At 64.3% G+C, this 17276-nt stretch carries 20 protein-coding genes; 10 read left to right on the top strand and 10 right to left on the bottom strand.

The features are described 5' to 3' along the window. Positions 1-127 precede the first annotated feature (127 nt). Positions 128-388, bottom strand: coding sequence for a 30S ribosomal protein S20 (gene rpsT, locus LOZ77_RS14455; RefSeq protein ID WP_230279696.1), 261 nt, complete (start codon positions 386-388; stop codon positions 128-130). 258 nt (positions 389-646) lie between these two features. On the opposite strand from rpsT, the gene LOZ77_RS14450 reads away from it, so the two are divergent. The 6 genes from LOZ77_RS14450 to LOZ77_RS14425 all read left to right on the top strand — a co-directional run bounded on the left by LOZ77_RS14450 (position 647) and on the right by LOZ77_RS14425 (position 6720). After that, complete coding sequence (locus LOZ77_RS14450; protein ID WP_230279695.1) at positions 647-1483, top strand: HesA/MoeB/ThiF family protein; 837 nt, start codon at positions 647-649, stop codon at positions 1481-1483. Positions 1484-1537: 54 nt separating this feature from the next. Then, positions 1538-2413, top strand: coding sequence for an MBL fold metallo-hydrolase (locus tag LOZ77_RS14445; protein ID WP_230279694.1), 876 nt, complete (start codon positions 1538-1540; stop codon positions 2411-2413). Between the two features lie 68 nt (positions 2414-2481). After that, complete coding sequence (locus LOZ77_RS14440; RefSeq protein WP_230279693.1) at positions 2482-3267, top strand: hypothetical protein; 786 nt, start codon at positions 2482-2484, stop codon at positions 3265-3267. Positions 3268-3343: 76 nt separating this feature from the next. Next, positions 3344-4333, top strand: a complete 990-nt coding sequence (gene nadA / locus LOZ77_RS14435; RefSeq protein WP_230279692.1) for a quinolinate synthase NadA — start codon at positions 3344-3346, stop codon at positions 4331-4333. Next, on the top strand, positions 4333-5361 hold the full coding sequence (locus LOZ77_RS14430) for an isoaspartyl peptidase/L-asparaginase family protein (RefSeq protein WP_370638018.1): 1029 nt from the start codon (positions 4333-4335) through the stop codon (positions 5359-5361). Before nadA ends, LOZ77_RS14430 begins: the two co-directional genes overlap by 1 nt. A gap of 39 nt (positions 5362-5400) precedes the next feature. Then, positions 5401-6720: a DUF2254 domain-containing protein gene (locus tag LOZ77_RS14425; protein ID WP_230279691.1), complete on the top strand. Its 1320-nt coding sequence runs from the start codon at positions 5401-5403 to the stop codon at positions 6718-6720. A gap of 9 nt (positions 6721-6729) precedes the next feature. Here LOZ77_RS14425 and LOZ77_RS14420 read toward each other — a convergent pair whose 3' ends face one another. From LOZ77_RS14420 to lipB, 3 genes are read right to left on the bottom strand one after another with little or no spacing between them, the layout of a single operon-like run. After that, on the bottom strand, positions 6730-7638 hold the full coding sequence (locus LOZ77_RS14420; RefSeq protein WP_230279690.1) for a DMT family transporter: 909 nt from the start codon (positions 7636-7638) through the stop codon (positions 6730-6732). Positions 7639-7676: 38 nt separating this feature from the next. Beyond that, positions 7677-8012, bottom strand: a complete 336-nt coding sequence (locus LOZ77_RS14415; RefSeq protein WP_230279689.1) for a hypothetical protein — start codon at positions 8010-8012, stop codon at positions 7677-7679. Positions 8013-8023: 11 nt separating this feature from the next. Beyond that, the gene (lipB, locus tag LOZ77_RS14410) at positions 8024-8713 is read right to left on the bottom strand and encodes a lipoyl(octanoyl) transferase LipB (protein WP_230279688.1); all 690 of its coding nucleotides are present in this window, start codon (positions 8711-8713) and stop codon (positions 8024-8026) included. A gap of 42 nt (positions 8714-8755) precedes the next feature. Between lipB and LOZ77_RS14405 the strand changes: the two genes are divergently transcribed. Beyond that, positions 8756-9586 (top strand): hypothetical protein, encoded by an 831-nt coding sequence (locus LOZ77_RS14405; protein WP_230279687.1) that lies wholly within the window; start codon positions 8756-8758, stop codon positions 9584-9586. Between the two features lie 18 nt (positions 9587-9604). Here LOZ77_RS14405 and LOZ77_RS14400 read toward each other — a convergent pair whose 3' ends face one another. The 6 genes from LOZ77_RS14400 to galE all read right to left on the bottom strand — a co-directional run bounded on the left by LOZ77_RS14400 (position 9605) and on the right by galE (position 13405). Continuing rightward, positions 9605-10231 carry a class I SAM-dependent methyltransferase gene (locus tag LOZ77_RS14400; protein ID WP_230279686.1) on the bottom strand — a complete coding sequence of 209 codons (627 nt, stop codon included), beginning with the start codon at positions 10229-10231 and terminating at the stop codon, positions 9605-9607. 142 nt (positions 10232-10373) lie between these two features. Then, positions 10374-10718 (bottom strand): arsenate reductase (glutaredoxin), encoded by a 345-nt coding sequence (gene arsC / locus LOZ77_RS14395; RefSeq protein ID WP_230279685.1) that lies wholly within the window; start codon positions 10716-10718, stop codon positions 10374-10376. Beyond that, positions 10715-11278 carry a (2Fe-2S)-binding protein gene (locus LOZ77_RS14390; RefSeq protein ID WP_230279684.1) on the bottom strand — a complete coding sequence of 188 codons (564 nt, stop codon included), beginning with the start codon at positions 11276-11278 and terminating at the stop codon, positions 10715-10717. The genes arsC and LOZ77_RS14390 overlap by 4 nt, the downstream gene beginning before the upstream one ends. Positions 11279-11330: 52 nt before the next feature. Then, entirely contained in the window at positions 11331-11888 is a 558-nt protein-coding gene (locus tag LOZ77_RS14385) for an HAD-IA family hydrolase (protein ID WP_230279683.1), read from the bottom strand. A gap of 224 nt (positions 11889-12112) precedes the next feature. Beyond that, a complete protein-coding gene (ykgO, locus tag LOZ77_RS14380) occupies positions 12113-12238 on the bottom strand; it encodes a type B 50S ribosomal protein L36 (RefSeq protein WP_004210176.1) in 126 nt (41 codons plus the stop codon). Between the two features lie 144 nt (positions 12239-12382). After that, a complete protein-coding gene (galE, locus tag LOZ77_RS14375) occupies positions 12383-13405 on the bottom strand; it encodes a UDP-glucose 4-epimerase GalE (RefSeq protein WP_230279682.1) in 1023 nt (340 codons plus the stop codon). Between the two features lie 510 nt (positions 13406-13915). Here galE and LOZ77_RS14370 point away from each other — a divergent pair. The 3 genes from LOZ77_RS14370 (at position 13916) to LOZ77_RS14360 (ending at position 17221) form a co-directional block, all read left to right on the top strand. Continuing rightward, positions 13916-14902 (top strand): hypothetical protein, encoded by a 987-nt coding sequence (locus tag LOZ77_RS14370; protein WP_230279681.1) that lies wholly within the window; start codon positions 13916-13918, stop codon positions 14900-14902. A 161-nt stretch (positions 14903-15063) separates the two neighbouring features. Continuing rightward, positions 15064-15936, top strand: a complete 873-nt coding sequence (locus LOZ77_RS14365) for a glycosyltransferase family 2 protein (RefSeq protein WP_230279680.1) — start codon at positions 15064-15066, stop codon at positions 15934-15936. A gap of 166 nt (positions 15937-16102) precedes the next feature. Further along, a complete protein-coding gene (locus LOZ77_RS14360) occupies positions 16103-17221 on the top strand; it encodes a glycosyltransferase family A protein (protein WP_230279679.1) in 1119 nt (372 codons plus the stop codon). Positions 17222-17276 lie beyond the last annotated feature (55 nt).

Here is a 17276-nt window from a genome sequence, read left to right as displayed (position 1 = left end):
TCACCCCTTGGCGAATTGCAGAATATGAAAGCTTCGCGACTCAGCCCGATTTCCTTGACGCACCACGCATTGCGCGGCGCGGGCAGGGAAGCGGGCGAATCGACGCACCCCGATCAGGGAGTGGCGATCAGAGAGCGGCGACGCGCTTGGTCAGCCGGCTCATCTTGCGCGAAGCAGTGTTCTTGTGAAGCACGCCGCGCGCCACGCCGCGGGCCAGCTCGGGCTGTGCGCTGGCGAGGGCGGTGGTGGCTGCTGCCTTGTCGCCGCTGGCAATGGCCAGCTCGACCTTCTTCACAAAGCTGCGGATGCGGCTGATGCGGTTACCGTTCACTTCGGCGCGCCGCTCGTTGCGGCGGATGCGCTTGCGCGCCTGCGGCGTATTGGCCATTCGTATATTCCTTCTCGGCTGACGGGCAGCCCGCTATTGGTTCAAGACCGGTTGGCGGCTGTGAGCCCGAAAGCCCGAGCAGCCCGAAAATCCGTAAATGAAATCCGCACGGAATCGCCGCCCCCAACGGGGCCGGTTCCACGGAAAGCGGCCGCATAGCGACGGCAGGGCGAATCGTCAAGGATTGCCGCACATTGCGACGATCGCCCCGTGCGGGCGGCACTTGCCCTTCGCGCGCGGCGGATGCAAGGGCATGCCATGGACGCGCCTTCGCACGAAATACCGCCCTGTTCGGTTACCGATCCGGCCTATTCGGTCACCGATCCGGGCCGCCTCGACCGATTCGCCCGCCATATCGTGCTGCCCGAACTGGGCGGCGCGGGTCAGGCGGCGCTGGCGGCGGCGCATATCGCGGTGATCGGCGCGGGCGGGATCGGTTCGCCCGCCATCCAGTATCTGGCCGCTGCGGGATTCGGACGCATCACCATCATCGACGACGATCTGGTCGAGCCGAGCAATCTGCAGCGCCAGACGATCTTTACCGAAAGCGATCTGGGCCAGCCCAAGGCCGAAGCCGCCGCCGCATGGGTGCGACGCTTCGATCCCGCCTTGCAGGTAACGCCGGTCCGCGCGCGCATCGATGGCGGCAATGCCGCCCGCCTCTTGGGCGATGCGGGACAGATCCTCGACGGCTGCGATAATTTCGCAACGCGGCTGGCCGTGTCGGACGCCTGTGTCCGGCTGGGCAAGCCGCTGACCAGCGCCGCCGTGGGGCGGTTTCAGGCGCAAATGGCCAATTTTGCGGGGCATCTGCCCGATCAGCCCTGCTATCGCTGCTGGGTCGGCGATGCCTTCGATGCAGAGGATTGCGACACATGCGCCGCCGATGGTGTGCTGGGTGCCTTTACCGGCATGGCGGGCAGCATGGGCGCGATGATGGCCGTGCGGATCGCGGTTGCCGGTGTTTCGGCGCTGGGCGATCCGCAATTCGGGCAATTGCAACTGTTCGACGGGCTGAAACCTGCATTGCGCACGATACGCGTGATGAAGGACCCGGGATGCAGCGCCTGCGGTGCGGCGTCCGTGCAGAGCTAGGGCCCGCTCGACTGGCCGCTCGACAGTCGCGCACCGCGCCCCCATATCGCCCGCATGGCAACACAGACCGAACCCGCCCCGCCCGTCGGCGCCGCGATCGCGCTGGAACCGCTGGTCCGCCGCGTGCTGGCCGATAATCCCAGTGCCTTTACGCTGCACGGCACGCAGACCTATCTGGTCGGCAGTGGCAGCGATGTCGCCGTGATCGATCCCGGTCCGGACGAGGCGGCGCATATCGACGCGCTGGTCGCAGCCATCGGTGACAGACGCGTGGCGGCGATCTGCTGCACGCACACCCACCGCGACCATTCGCCCGCCGCCGCCCCGCTAAAGGCCCGTACCGGCGCGCCGGTCATCGGCTGCGCGGCGCTCAATCTGGAAAGCATCGGCCCGCGCGGCGACGCCCCGTTCGACCCCAGCTATACGCCCGACCGCGTGCTGCACGACGGCGAGCAACTGGCGGGCGACGGCTGGACCCTGACCGCTATTGCCACTCCCGGCCATACGTCGAACCATCTGTGCTTTGCGCTGGAGGAAACGGGGGCCCTGTTCACCGGCGATCACGTGATGGGCTGGTCGACCACGGTGGTGATCCCGCCCGATGGCGACATGGGGCAATATATGGCCAGCATGGAGCTGCTGTACGAGCGGGAGGACCGCATCTATTACCCCGCCCATGGCGCGCCGGTCACCAAGCCGCGCCAGCTGGTGCGCGGCATGATCGGCCACCGACGCCAGCGCGAGCGGCAGATCCGCCGCCTGCTGGACGGCGGGCCCAAGTCGATCACCGAAATGGTCGCGGCGATGTATGTCGGGCTCGATTCGCGGCTCGTCGGCGCAGCGGGCATGTCGGTGCTGGCGCATCTGACCGAACTGCAAAATCGCGGGGAAGCCGAATCCACCAACGACATATGGCATCTGACCAACTGATCTTTCCGTTTCGGCCCCGACAGGCGTAAAAGCCGCACCGGGTCGCGTAAAGGAGAGGGGTTGGCCAGATGGCGACTTCACCGCTTACCAGTCAGCCGGACAGATCGGCGGAAACGGCCGAGCGCCGCTTCTACCTTTATCTTGCCATCGTCATGTCGCTTACGATCGTGGCGGGCTTTTCGATTCACCTTGCGATGGGCCGGTCGACTTTCGCCGTGCCCGCGATCTTTCACGCCCATGCGTTCGTGTTTTTCGGCTGGGTCGGGCTGTATCTGGCGCAGAATATTCTGATCGCGGGTAATAATGTCCGGCTGCACCGCAGGCTGGGCATGCTGGCGATGGCGTGGATTCCGCTGATGGTGGTGGTGGGGATCGCACTGTCGCTGACCGTCGTGCAGCGCACCGGCGGGCCGTTCTTTTTCGACAAGAACCAGTTCATGTTTTCCAATATCGCCCATTTGCTGGCCTTTGCAGGGCTGGCCATCGCATCGCTGCGGGCGCGGCGCTATTCCGGCTGGCACAGGCGGTTGATGCTGGTGGCGATGGCGATCCTGACGGGGCCGGGGCTGGGGCGGCTTGTCCCGCTGCCCTTGCTGATCCCGCATGCGTGGCACCTGATGCTGCTGATCCTGCTGGTCTGGCCCGCCATCGGCATGATCCGCGACAAGATGGTAACGGGCCGTGTCCATCCGGCATGGTTTTGGGGCATCGGTTTCCTGCTGGCGATGCAACTGGTGGCCGATCTGCTGGCCTATTCCGACTATGGCATCGCGCTGACCGAGCAATATACGGCCGGCACGCCGGGTGCGGAGCGGCCCATGGCGGCCTTTCTGCCGCCGGGCTTTACCCTGTGACGCCGCGCCCAATCTGCTTGAACTGAAGGGGCGGGCAGTCCATCTGGGGCCCAGCATTACGCTTAGGAGCCTTTCGATGACTGCCCAGCCCCCCGAATCTCTGACCGGCCTCGACCTTCGTGCCGAGATCGAGCGGCTGCGCAAGGAGCGCAATGCCGTGATCCTCGCGCATTATTACCAGAAGCCGGAATTGCAGGATCTGGCCGATTTCGTCGGCGATTCGCTGGAACTGTCGAAAAAGGCCGCCGCGACCGATGCCGATGTGATCGCATTCTGCGGCGTGAAATTCATGGCCGACACCGCCAAGATCCTCAGCCCCGAAAAAATCGTCGTGCTGCCCGATCTGGATGCCGGTTGCAGTCTTGAGGATTCGTGCCCGCCCGAAAAGTTCAAGGCGTTCCGCGAAGCGCACCCCGATCACATCGCGCTGACCTATATCAATTGCAGCACCGAGGTGAAGGCGCTGTCCGACGTGATCGTGACCAGTTCATCGGCCGAGACGATCCTTGCGCAGATCCCCAAGGAGCAGAAGATCATCTTCGGTCCCGACCGGCATCTGGGCGGCTATCTGAACCGCAAGTTCGATCGCGACATGCTGCTGTGGCCGGGCGTGTGCATCGTGCACGAGGCGTTCAGCGAGACCGAGCTTCTGAAGCTGAAGGAACAGCACCCCGACGCGCCCATCGCCGCGCATCCCGAATGCCCGCCGCACATTGTCGATCATGCCGATTACGTCGGGTCGACCAGCGGCATTTTGCAATATGCCAAGACGATGGAAGGCGACACGCTGATCGTCGCGACCGAGCCGCATATCATCCACCAGATGGAAACCGCGCTGCCCGAGAAAAATTTCATCGGCGCGCCGGGTGCGGACGGCAACTGCAACTGCAATATCTGCCCCTATATGGCGCTCAACACGATGGAGAAGCTCTATCTGGCGTTGCGCGATCTGGAACCGCGGATCGAGATCGAGGAAGGCCTTCGGCTGAAGGCGAAGCAAAGCCTCGACAAGATGATCGAGATGGCGTCGGGCACGATCGGCAAGGGCGATCTGGGGCGGGCGTAATGCGTCCGATATTCGAGGCCGTCGCTATTCTGGCCGCCCTGCTTTCGGCGCAAGGGGCCGCGACGGCCCATGCACAAGAGGATACTATGACCGACACCCCCCGCTGGTCGCTGGCCATTCACGGCGGCGCAGGCGTGCTGACGCCCGAACGCTATTCGCCCGAGCAGGTCGCCGAATATCGCGCCGCGCTGGACAAGGCGCTGGAAGCCGGCAGCGCGGTTCTGGCCGATGGCGGCACGTCGATGGACGCGGTGCAGGCGGCGGTGATGGTGCTGGAAGACGATCCGCTGTTCAACGCGGGCCGCGGCGCGGTGTTTACGTTCGAGGGGAAGAACGAGCTGGACGCCGCGATCATGGATGGCGAAACCCGCATGGCGGGCGCGGTCGCGGGTATTCTGACCACAAAAAACCCCGTCACTGCCGCGCGGGCAGTGATGGAAAACAGCCCGCATGTGTTCCTGTCACACGACGGCGCGAATATATTCGCGCAGGAACAGGGGCTGGAACAGGTCGACCCAGCCTATTTCGCGACCGAGGAACGCCGCCGCCAATGGCAGGAATTCCGTGACCGCGTCGCATCCGGCGAGGACTGGTTCGACGCGGACCTGAAATATGGCACGGTCGGTGCGGTGGCCGTCGATACGCACGGCCATGTCGCCGCCGCGACCTCGACCGGCGGGCTTACCGGCAAGCGCTGGGGCCGCGTGGGCGATTCGCCGGTGATCGGCGCGGGCACCTATGCCGACGACCGCGCCTGCGCCGTTTCCGCGACCGGAGCGGGCGAATATTTCATCCGGCTGGGCGTCGCGCATGAAATCTGCGCGCGCATGCGTTTCAAGGGCGAGTCCGCGCAGCAGGCCGCCAACCATGTCATCGGCGAAGTCGGTGCGCTGGGCGGCGATGGCGGGGTGATCGTGGCCGCGCCCGATGGCAGCACCGGATTCGCGTTCAACACGCCCGGCATGCATCGCGGCCGGATCGACAGCACGGGCCTGCGCGAAACCGCGGTATTCGGCACCACGAAGTAATCGCCGGACCCTTAACCGGCGCGGCGCGTTCATCATGCGATGACCGCCCGCCTTCTTTCGATCTGGAGCCGGATCAACGCCAGCTACTGGTTTTATCCGGCGATCTTCTCGGTGCTCGCGTTTTTCCTCGCGCTGGGCACCATCGCGCTCGATCGCGGGCGTGCCGCCGATATTCTGGCGAACAGCGACTGGCTCGTCCCCGCCCGCCCCGGCGGTGCCAGCGACATGTTGCAGGTCATCGCGGGCAGCACCATCGGCGTTGCCGCCACGGTGTTTTCGATCACCATCGTCGCCGTATCCTATGCCAGCGGCACCTATGGCCCCCGCCTTTTGACCAATTTCATGGAGGACAAGGGCAACCAGCTGTCGCTCGCCACCTTCATCGGCACCTTCGTCTATGCGGTCATGGTGCTGCGCGTGGTGCGACGCGAGGACGAGGCACCCGTCCTTGGCGCAAGCGGCGATGCGCTGCCCGGTTTCGTGCCGCAATTATCGCTGCTGGTCGCCATCGCGCTGATGCTGATGTCGATCGGGGTGCTGGTCTATTTCCTTAACCACGTGCCCGATTCGATCCGCATCAACACGGTGCTGGAAGATATCGGCAAGCGCCTCATCCGCCAGATCCGGCGCCGCTTCCCGCGTGAGGGGGACGATGGCGATGCGCCCGATATCGACACCGATACCCGGGTCCGCGCCGAACGCGCCGGCTATATCGAGATTATCGATTTCGACGGGCTGGAGGATATTGCCCGCAACCATGACGGCCGCATCGTGCTGTTGGTCGAGGCGGGCGATTTCATCCACCCGCCCCGCGCTCTGGCAGGGCTGGCCAATATGGGCGGGGACGACGCCATCGCGGGAAAAGTGCGCGACTGCTTCGTCCTGTCGGGCCTGCGCACGCCGACGCAGGACTTGCGGTTCCTGCTGGACGAGCTGGTCGAGATTGCCCTGCGCGCCCTTTCGCCCGGCATCAACGATCCGTTCACGGCGATGACCGCGCTGCACTGGATCGGCGCGGCAACGGCGGAACTGGGCACGCGGGTGCTGCGCGAATCGGCCAATGACGAAGAAACGAACCGCGACGAGGCGCGGATCGTCCCGCTGACGACCGGCTTTGCGGGCTATGTCGGCGCGGGTTTCGGCGCGGCGCGCTCGGCAGTGGCGACCAGTCGCAAGGCGGCGCTTTGCATGTTCGACGCGCTGGAAAACTGTGCCGAGGCGATGCGCAGCGACAAGCGGCGCGGCATCATCCGCGATGAAGGGAACCGGCTGCTGGCGCAGGCAGAAACCGCCCTGTCGGGTCCCGATCTGGACGAATTGCAGGACCGCCACCGCCGCTTTCTGCGCGCGCTGGGCTGAAACCGGGGCCTAGGGCCGCGGTTTATAGGGTCGCGCGCCGCCGCCGCGCGGTTCCGCCGCACGCGCCAGCGCCAGCGCCGCGCCCATCAGCGCCATGCCCAGCACGTCCTGAACCGACAGCACCTCTCCGAACGCGAGATAGCCTGCCAGCGCCGAAATCGCGGGCTGCGTCAGCAGGGCAAGGCCGATGACCACCGGGCTGAACCATGACAGCGAGCGGATCAGCAAGCCCTGCCCCACGACCTGGCTGCTAAAGGCCAGCACCAGCAGCGGGGTCCAGTTCTGCGGCCAGATCGTTTCCCCCAGCGCGATCGCCACGAATAATGCGACGGGCGCGCCCGATGCGATCACCATGACCAGCATGCCCCACGGCCCCATCCGCGCCCGCACGCTGCGCAGCATCAGCAGATAGAAGGCATAGAAAAGCCCCGCGAGCAGGGCGAACAGATCGCCGACCAGATTTTCGTGGGAGATTTGCAGCGAGCCTTCCATCAACAGGAACGCACCGACCAGTGCCGCCGTTACCGCGCCCATTTCGGCCATGCGCGGGCGCTGCCGCGCGGCGATCAGGCCCCATGCGATCAGGATCACGCTGCCCGCATTGCCGAACAAGGTCGCATTGCCCAGCCGTGTGCGTTCGATCCCCAGATGCCAGCTGGCCAGATCGAGCGCGAAGAATATCCCCGCGCCGACCACCAGCGCAAAGCCTGCACGCCCCAGCGGCGGCCTGCCCGACGGTTCCCTCCACGCCAGCAGCGCGACCAGCGGCAGTGCCAGCGTAAGCCGCCAGAATCCCGCCGCCACCGGCCCCGTATCGGCCAGCCGCACCAGCCACGGCCCCAGCGCCAGCACGCCATTGGCCGCGATCAGCAGGGCAAGCCGGATGAACCGGCCCGTGCGGTTGTCGGTATCGTCCATATCTGCCGGTGCCGGGTCCGTGCCGGTGCTGGCCGCGATTAGGCGGCGGGCTCTACCTGTGTGGCGGTTTCGCCGTCGGTACCGGCCGGTCCGGCTTCGTCGGGCACAGCGCTTGCCGCCCCGTCCCCGCCCCCGTCGTTCACGTCCCCGTCCGCCGGTTCCGTGGCTTCGGAACCCTCTACCGCGTCTTCCGGTTCTTCCGGATCGCCCTGCGATTGCAGCCGGTCCAGCTGGATCATCTCGTCGCTGATCGTGCCTTCCAGAACCTCTCCGCCCGCGTCACGGCTGTCGTTCGCAGCCCGCTCGGGCTCGCTCTCGCAAGCAGCCAGCAGGGCGGCGCAGGTCAGGGCCACAATGATTCGCGTTCGGGTCATGCTGTGCATCGCTAGTCGCTGGGACAGGCGCGGTCCAGCGCGGCCAGAAATTCCTGCCCGTGGCGCAGCAACGCCTGATCGAATTGCTCCATGCTGATGTTCAGGCCCAGTTTCTGCAGGCTGGTCACGCCATATTCGCTGATCCCGCAAGGGACGATGCCGGTGAAATGCGAAAGGTCTGGCGCGATGTTCACCGAAAATCCGTGCATCGTGACCCACCGGCGCACGCGCACGCCGATCGCGCCGATCTTGGCCTCTGTCCCGTCGATATCGCGGGTCCAGATGCCGATCCGCCCTTCGGCCCGCCAACTTTCCACGCCGAAATCGTGCAGCGCCCCGATCACCCAGCCTTCCAGCGCATGGACGAAACCGCGCACGTCGCGTGCCCTGCGCGACAGGTCGAGCAGCACATAGCCGATGCGCTGGCCCGGCCCGTGATAGGTGAACTGCCCGCCGCGCCCCGCCTTGACCACATCGAAACGCGGGTCGAGCATGTCGTCGTCCTTCGCGCTGGTGCCCGCAGTATAGACGGGCGGGTGTTCCAGCAGCCAGATCAGCTCGCTCTCGCTCCCTTCGTGGATCGCGCGGTTGCGCGCCTCCATCGCGGCCAGCGCCTCGCGATAGGGAATCTGCGCGGTTTCGCGGCGCCATTCGATATCGGCAGGAAGCGCAGGAGATTTCTTGTCGGTCAGACTGGCCATGCGCGTTGCGTGGACCCGAATGCCATGCCAATCAAGAGCATTATGAGCGCGCAACTTCCCCCATCTGCACCCCGCCCCGTTCGACCGCGTTTTGATGCCAATGCCGCATGGAAAAGCGCCGTCGACGTGATCCGCGCCAACCGGCAGGTGCTGCTGGTGATGGCGGGGCTGTTCTTTCTGCTGCCGCAGCTGGCAGTCGATTTCATGCTGCCCGCCCCGCCGCCGGGGCTGGAAGGGAACGCGGCGGGCAAGGCGCTGCTGGAAATCTATGCCGTGTGGTGGCCGCTGATCCTGCTGGGCTTTATCGTGCAGGGCGCGGGGCTGCTGGCGGTGATCGCGCTGATCGCGGGCGCGGGGCGGCCCACGGTGAAACAGGCAATGGTCGCGGGATTGAAGGCGCTGCCCACCATGGTCGGTGCGCAGCTGGTGGTGGGCGCGGGCGTCGGGCTGGGCATGTTGCTGCTGCTGATGCCCTTTGCCGCCATCGGCGGAGAGGCGATGGCGGGGCTGGCGCTGATCCCTGCGCTGGCGTTCGCGATGTGGATCTATGCGCGCACCATGCTGATATCGCCCATCGTGGCGGCGGGCGGCACGCGCAATCCCTTTGATGCGATCACCGGCAGCTGGCAGGCGACAAAGGGTAATGCATCGCGCCTGCTGCTGTTTTTCCTGCTGCTGATGCTGGCGACGACGGTGATCTATCTGGTCGCCACCAGCATTCCCGCCGCCCTTGTCGCGGTAATCGGCGGCGCAGAAGCAGGCGCGATCGCGGTCGCCCTGTTCGGCAGCGTGGTGGCGGCCTGCTTCTCGCTCCTCAGCGCCGTGGTGCTGACCGCCGCGTGGCGGCAACTGGCGCCGGTCGGGCCATCCTGACGGGCGCGGCTTTGGCGCCTAGTCCTTGTGCCCCCAGAACAGCTTGCACGGCAGGATGTTCAAGGGTTCGAAATCGGAATCGATCCGATTAAACCTCTTGGCCATGAAATCGCGTGCTGCAGCGGAGAACTGATAGACCAGAAACGCCCCGCCGCTGTTCAGCACGCGGTGGGTGGCATCGACGATGGCCGGCCCCACCCCGTCGGGCAGCGTTGAAAAGGGCAGGCCCGACAGCACATAATCCGCGCCGTCATGCCCGTGGTCGCGGACGATCTTTTCGACATCGGCCGCCGATCCCAGCACGGCGGTAAAGCGCGGGTCGTGGATCGTGCGGTTCAGATAATCGATATAGAGCGGATTGGTATCGATCACGATCAGCGCGCCATCGGGGCGCAGCCGGTCCAGCACCGGCTGGCAGAACGTGCCGACGCCGGGTCCATATTCGACGAACAGCCTGCAGCGGTCCCAATCGGTGCGGGCCAGCATGCGGTTGATCGTAAAGCGCGAGGACGGGATGATCGAACCGACCATCACCGGATGCTGGACAAAGCCCTTGAAGAAAACGGCCCACGGTCCAAGCTTGTGCCCGATCCGCCGTTTCGCACGGGAAACCGCGGAGCTATCCGCCAAGTCGGTAGAATTCATGAAATGCTGCGCCCTCGCGAGGCTTGTTATCTGTCCTGCCAAAGGCGTGGCAAATGCCGGACTCTATTGCAAGTTTGCGTCGGTGAATTGAACACAGGCTGACAACCGCCCGACCGTTACGACGCGGCCAGAGGACGGCGGATTACAGAATCTCGTGCACCTTGTCCTGCGGGCGGCACAGGCGCGCACCCTTGTCGGTTTCGACCAGCGGGCGTTCGATCAGCGCGGGTTCGGCGGCCATCGCGGCCAGCACGGTCGCATCGTCGGCATCGGGCAGGCCCCGCTCTTCCGCATCGGTGCCGCGCAGGCGCAGGCCCTGTTGCGGACTGATGCCCGCATCCTTGTACAGCTGCTCCAGCCTGGCCGCCGTCGGCGGGTTTTTCAGATATTCGATGACGGTGACATCGACATCCGGCGCCTCTTCCAGAATCGCCAGTGTCTTGCGCGACGTGCCGCATTTCGGGTTGTGCCAGATGGTCGCCTTCATTCCTCGTCCTCCGTATCGGCAGGGGTCGCCGCGCTGATCGCGGGCACCACTTGCGCCGCCTCTGCCGGATCGATGCCGGGGGCTGGCAGGGTTTCCAGATTCTCGCGCCGCCGCATGGCGCGGCCCGCGCGTTCGATGGCGCGGATGATGCGCGGACCCGCGCCGCACGGGCACAGATTGCGCACCGACTGCGCGATTTCCTCGCGCCCCGCGCGCGGGTTGCGCGCCAGCAGCGCCGCCCCCGCCATCACCACGCCGGGGGTGCAGAACCCGCACTGGATCGCCCCTTCGGCCACCATCGCCTGTTGCAGCGGATGCGAACGGTCACCCGACAGCGCCTCGATCGTGGTGACGAAACGGCCTTCGACCTCGGCAATGCTGACAAGGCAAGACCGGATCGCCTCTCCGTCGATGATCACAGTGCAGGCGCCGCAATCGCCATTGCCGCAGCCATATTTGGTGCCCGTCAGGTTCGCCGCATCGCGCAGCGCCCATAAAAGCGGCGTTTCGGGGTCCATCAGGAACTGGACCGGCCGGTCGTTGACGGTAAATCGGGTCATGCCATGGTGGCTTTATCGCGGGCGGGCACAGCAGGAAAGAGGGGCACGAAGATCAGCGCGCGATCAATCCCCGCCGCGCCAGATCGTCGCGCAGCGCGGGGGCATCGTGGAAATGATGGACCTGCCAGCCCAGACGTTCGGCGCTGGCGATATTCGCTTCATTGTCGTCGATGAACAGCGCGCCCGCCGGATCGATACCGAACCGCGCGGCGGCCAGATCGAAAATCGCGGGGGCGGGCTTGGCCAGTTTCTCGGTGCCCGACACGACGATATCGCGGAACCGGTCGAACACCGGCTGGGTGGGGCGAAACTGCTTCCAGAACGAATCGGCGAAATTGGTAATGGCGAACAGCGGCACGCCGCGATCGTCCAGCTGCTCTACCAGCTCCAGCGAGCCGGGTACGGGGCCGGGAATCGTTTCGACAAAGCGCGTGGCATAGGCATCGATCAGCGCGGCATGTTCGGGGAACAGCAGCTTGCGCTCTGCCACCATCTCGCCAAGGTCGCGCCCTGCGTCATGTTCGAAATGCCATTCCTCGGTCACCACATGGCCAAGGACATAATCCAGCGCATCCGCATCGTCGACCAGCTGCCCGAACAGACAACGCATGTCCCAACGAAACAGAACCCGCCCAACGTCGAAAACGACGCAATGGACGGGTCGCAAACGCATCGCGGCAGAAGACCGACGTGAAGTTGGGTCTGCATTTCGTCTGGGCGGAGCGAGAATGGCTGGCTGCGAGAACCGGCGCGCAGCGATCTTTCAGATCGTGAGCACCGGAAGCGCAGCAGACGGCCGTTCGCAGCCCGCGCAGGCGGAATGACGGCCCGACTTCAGCCTTGGCGGGCTTTGAAGCGGCGGTTGGTCTTATTAATCACATAGGTGCGGCCACGGCGACGAATCACGCGATTGTCACGATGACGGCCCTTCAGCGACTTGAGGCTGTTGCGAATCTTCATTGTATCTATCCGGTAAAAGCGTGAATGCCCCGCCTGCTACGCCAACGGGGCGCGGGCGGGCGAAAATCAAGGCTGGCCCGTTAGGGGGCGCAGCCCGACGAGTCAAGCGGGGAAAGCGCGCCCCGCGCCGCAAAACGGCGCGAATCAGGCGTTTTCGCGTTCCCTTTCGGCATCGCGCATCGCCTGCAGCTTTGTCTCCCACCGTAGTGCATCGGTGATGATCTGTTCCAGATCGTCGAACGCGGGCTGCCATGGCGTGGTGGCAAGCAGCTTGGAATTATCCGCCAGCAGCGCCGAGACATCGCCCGCACGTCGCCCTTCCATCCGGCGGGGAACCGGCGTGCCGACCACGCGGTCCACCGCGTCCAGCACTTCCAGCACCGAGAAGCCCCTGGCATAGCCGACATTCATGGTGAGGTTGCGGGCAGGCTCGGCAATCAGGGCCTCCAGCGCATGGACATGGGCGGCGGCCAGATCGCTGACATGGATGTAATCGCGAATACCCGTGCCGTCGCGGGTCGGATAGTCGAGCCCGAAGACCGCCACTTCCTTGCGCTTGCCCAGCGCCGCTTCCAGCGCGACCTTGATCAGATGGGTGGAGCCAACGCCCGACTGGCCGCTGCGCGCCGCAGGATCGGCGCCCGCCACGTTGAAATAGCGCAGCACGCAATAATTCATGTCATGCGCCTTGGCGGTATCGGCCAGCACACGCTCGGTCATGGCCTTGGACATGGCGTAGGGATTGAACGGCGCGATCGGCACGTCCTCCGACAAGGGCTTCGCCTCCGCCTCGCCATAGACGCTGGCGGTGGACGAGAAGATGAAATGCGGGATCCCTGCCTCGACCGCGGAAGCGATCAGGTTCCGGCTCTTCCCCGTGTTGTTGTCGTAATATTTCAGCGGGTTTTCGACCGATTCGGGCACCACGATCGATCCTGCAAAATGCATGATCGCCCCGATCCCCTGTTCGTCGAAGATCCGCTTTACCAGCGCGCCATCGGCCACGTCGCCCTGATAGAACGGCACGCCGTCGGGCACGGCCCAGCGAAAGCCGGTCGACAGATCGTCCAGCACCGCCACCGGCCAGCCGCGATCCACCAGTGCCAGCACAGCATGGCTGCCGATATAGCCGGCACCGCCGGTCACAAGGACGGGAATCTTGGTCATGGACAGATCATCTTTCTGGTCAGCTTTGGCATGGATTCGCGGCGCATCACTATCAGCCGGATCATGACAATAAGTGAATCATCGCAGAATTGGACGGCGTGAAGTCGGATTAATCCCGACGGTCAGGGCCGGACAGGTCACGCCGCGCTGACGATAACGGCCTGTCCGGGCCAATCGGCTGCTGAACTGCCCGGCCAGATGCTCCTCCACCCCGGTGCACGAATGGGAGATGACGGCGCATTGCGCCAACCCCATCGGGCTAATTCCTGCCAATAGGGTTAGTTAATTTCGCAATGCACAATAATCCGCTATGATGCGAATCACCGGCAAAAAGAAAGCATCTGAAGCAGAATAGGGATCTGGCAAATCCAGTCGGCGAACAAGCCATGCGTTGCTTTCGCGCGGCGCAATCGGGACAGGATTAAGTTTATATATTCCTTTTACTTATGCTGAGAAAAGGGGGTCTTTGCTTTGAAAGATCGAACAGCATTGAGTATTCCGTCCCGCGGAATGTCGAACCTGAATCCGTTTCCCGGGCTTTTGGCCGACAGCCTCGAATCGCGTGGCTGGCAAGTGCACGATAACGAACCCCGCAAATATCTCCGCACAGCCTATGATGCGGTGATCATCCATTGGCCCGATCATTTCTCGACCACCCGTTCACTGCCGGTGGCGTGGCTGCGCACGGGGATGTTCTTTGCGCTACTCTCCTATCTAAAGCTGCGGGGCGCGCAGGTGGTGCGAATCGTGCATGATGTCGACGAATTGCACAGGCACCGGCGTCTGCTGCGCCGGATCAACCGCAAGCTGAGCGCGTGGCTGACCGATCAATATGTCTTCCTCTCCGCCTCTTCGCGCGCGGCGTTTGCCGCCAGATTCCCCGAACTGGCAAGCCCCGACCACCAGACCCTGTTCCACCCGCATTTCCGCGCCCACGCACCGGCACCGACAACCACCGCACCGGCACGCGCCTCGCTGCGCTTTGTCGGCGACATCCGTGTCTATAAGGGGCTGGACCGATTCCTCGCGCTATATGCAGAGCAGCGGATCGCGACTCCGCTGGAAATCATCGGCCATTGCGATGATCCCGAATATGCCGCGACGATCCAGACGCTGATCGACAAGGCGCGCGACGCGGGTTGCAGCATCGACTGGGACGACCGCCGCCCCGGCCATGATGAATTGGACACGATCATCGCGCAGTCGGCGGCGATCGTGCTGCCTTATACGGTATGCTGGAATTCGGGCATGGCGGTAAAGGTGCTGGAACATTCGACCGCGCTGCTTTGCGCCGATCTGCCGCTGTTCCGCGAAATCGGCGAAAGCGTGGGCCCGTGGATCACTTGCTACCAACCCGATGGCAGCGATCTGGCTGCGCAGATCGACAGCGTGATCCATTACCGCGTGCTTAAAAAAGATGCCGACATGCTGTCGCATTACCTCGACAGCCTGACGTGGGACAGCTTTGCCGCCGGGTTCGAGGGGGCACTGGCATAAGCCCCGCTGCTGATGCCGATTCCAAAGGGTCGCGTCTTAACCCTTTGTTTAACCCTTTGGAGGTTCGACCTTGTTCGCCATGGCAGATCGCCCGCGCACGGCGTATTGATTGCGCGAGATGGCCCCGTCGATGACGGGCGTTCAAGCGGAGAAGTTGAACCATGCGGATCCATGTGGCGATTGCCACCACCGGGCGGCCCGATGTGCTGTGCAAGGTGGTCGACCGCTTCAAGCACCAGACGCGCCTGCCCGACGGGATCGTGGTCGTCGGCGCATCGCCCGATGATATCGCGGGTGTGGATGCGCTGGACATGGCGCCCGAACATGCGGTGGTCTCGCCCAAAAAGGGCCTTTGCTGCCAGCGCAATGTCGCCTTGTCGCTGCTACGCGGAAAGACCGATGCGGTGGTCTTCTTTGACGATGATTTCGTGGTCGCGCATGATTTCCTTGAAAGGCTGGAAGCTCTGTTTGTTGCCGATCCGAAGCTGGTCGGCCTGACCGGCTGGCTGATCGCAGACGGCGCGCAGACCGGCGCGCTTTCGTATGAAGAGGCCGAGGCGATGCTCGACGCGGGCGCGCCGCGTCCCGCCCGGCCCGATGAAAGAACCAGCTGGCTGTACGGCTGCAACATGGCCTTCCGCATGAGCGCATGCGAAGGCTTGTCGTTCGACGAAAACCTGCCGCTATACGGCTGGCAGGAAGACGTGGACTTTACCGAACAGCTGGCACGTCGCGGCCATATGCTGCGGACCAATGCCATCACCGGCATACACATGGGCACGCGCGGAGGCCGCACGTCGGGTCTGAAGCTGGGATATTCGCAGGTTGCGAATATCGTCTATCTTCGCCGCAAGGGCACGATCGGCGCGGTTCATGGCTGGGCGCTGATGGCGCGCAATGTCGCGGCGAATCTGGCGAAAAGCATACGGCCGGAACCGCTGGTCGACCGGCGCGGACGGTTGAAAGGAAACATACGCGCCTTTGGCGATGTATTACGCGGTCGCGCCGATCCGTTACGGATACTCGACCTTTAACAAGGAAGGCTGGAGTGGCCCGCCAGTCGGTCGTGACCCTTAGGGGTAGCTATCGAATGGGACCTTGAGATCGGGCCAGCGCGCGGCTTGAATGCCGGAGCTGGGGGCAGCAATCCGGTTTCGATTTTTTTGCGGGTCAGAAAGGGGGCTCAGGCAAAACATGTTTGTGGCAGTGCATCCCGACACGGAACCCGTGCAGCGATCGACCGCGTTTACGGACGATGTCCGCGCCGCACCGCGTGCGCAGACCGGCCATTCCATTTCGCCGAGACGCTTTTCGATCCTGATCGCCAATTACAATTACGACCGTTTTCTGGGCCGCGCGATCGAAAGCGCGCTGGCGATGGACTGGCCCGATATCGAAGTGATCGTCGTCGATGACGGATCGACCGACAATTCGCGCGAGGTCATCGAAAGCTTTGCCGGTTCGATCACCGCGATCTATCAGGACAATTCAGGGCAGCGCATTGCCAATAATGCGGCCTTCGCGCAATCGACCGGCGATGTGGTCGTATTCCTCGACGCTGACGATGCTCTCGAACCCGGATTTGCGACGGCCGTCGCCGCCGCATGGGGCCCGGCAGTGACCAAGGTGCAGGTCCAGATGCAGCTGATCGATGCAGAGGACCGCCCATTCGGCGATCTCATTCCCGATTTATCCTTTCGCCCCGAACCGGCGCAGATCACCGCATGGGCGCGCAGTTCGACCGAATATCCCACACCGCCCGGATCGGCCAATGCCTATGCGCGCCGCTTTCTGGAACAGCTCTTCCCCATCGGGCCAGAGCATGACAGCGCCACCGATTCGACCTGCCTCGCCCTTGCTCCGTTGATGGGCGATGTGGTGACAGTGGTCGAACCGCTGGTTTTGTATCGCCAGCACGGCGCGAACGATTCGAACCTGGGCACGCGGCCCGACAAGTTTGCGCGCGAAGTGGCGCGGGCGATAAAGCGCCAGCACACTGCAGAGGTGATTTGCGCGCAGCAGGGTGTGGAACTGCCGCGGCCCGACAGCCTGCGTCGCAGCCGCCATTTGCTGCAACTGCGCGCTGCCAGCCTGCGCCTGACGCCAGAGTGCCATCCGATGCCCGGCGACGGGCGGCTGACGGCGGGTATCGATGCGATCGGATCGGTCTTTCGCAGGAATTTCGACCCGCTGAAAAAGCGGGTGATCGTGGCGGGCTGGGTGCTGGCCGTTCTGGCCGCGCCCGCACCTCTTGCCCGCAAGCTGATCCACAAGCGGTTTACCGAGCGTTTCGAAAATAGCGAGGCGGCGACAGGCTAGTCCGCCCCGTAGCGGGGCGCATAATTTTCCAGAATTGAACCGGGGGGTTGATCGG

This window comes from Croceicoccus sp. Ery15 (assembly GCF_020985305.1).
Taxonomy (GTDB): domain Bacteria; phylum Pseudomonadota; class Alphaproteobacteria; order Sphingomonadales; family Sphingomonadaceae; genus Croceicoccus.
Note: the sequence above shows the minus strand (reverse complement) of the source record. Positions and strands in the feature narration are given on the sequence as shown.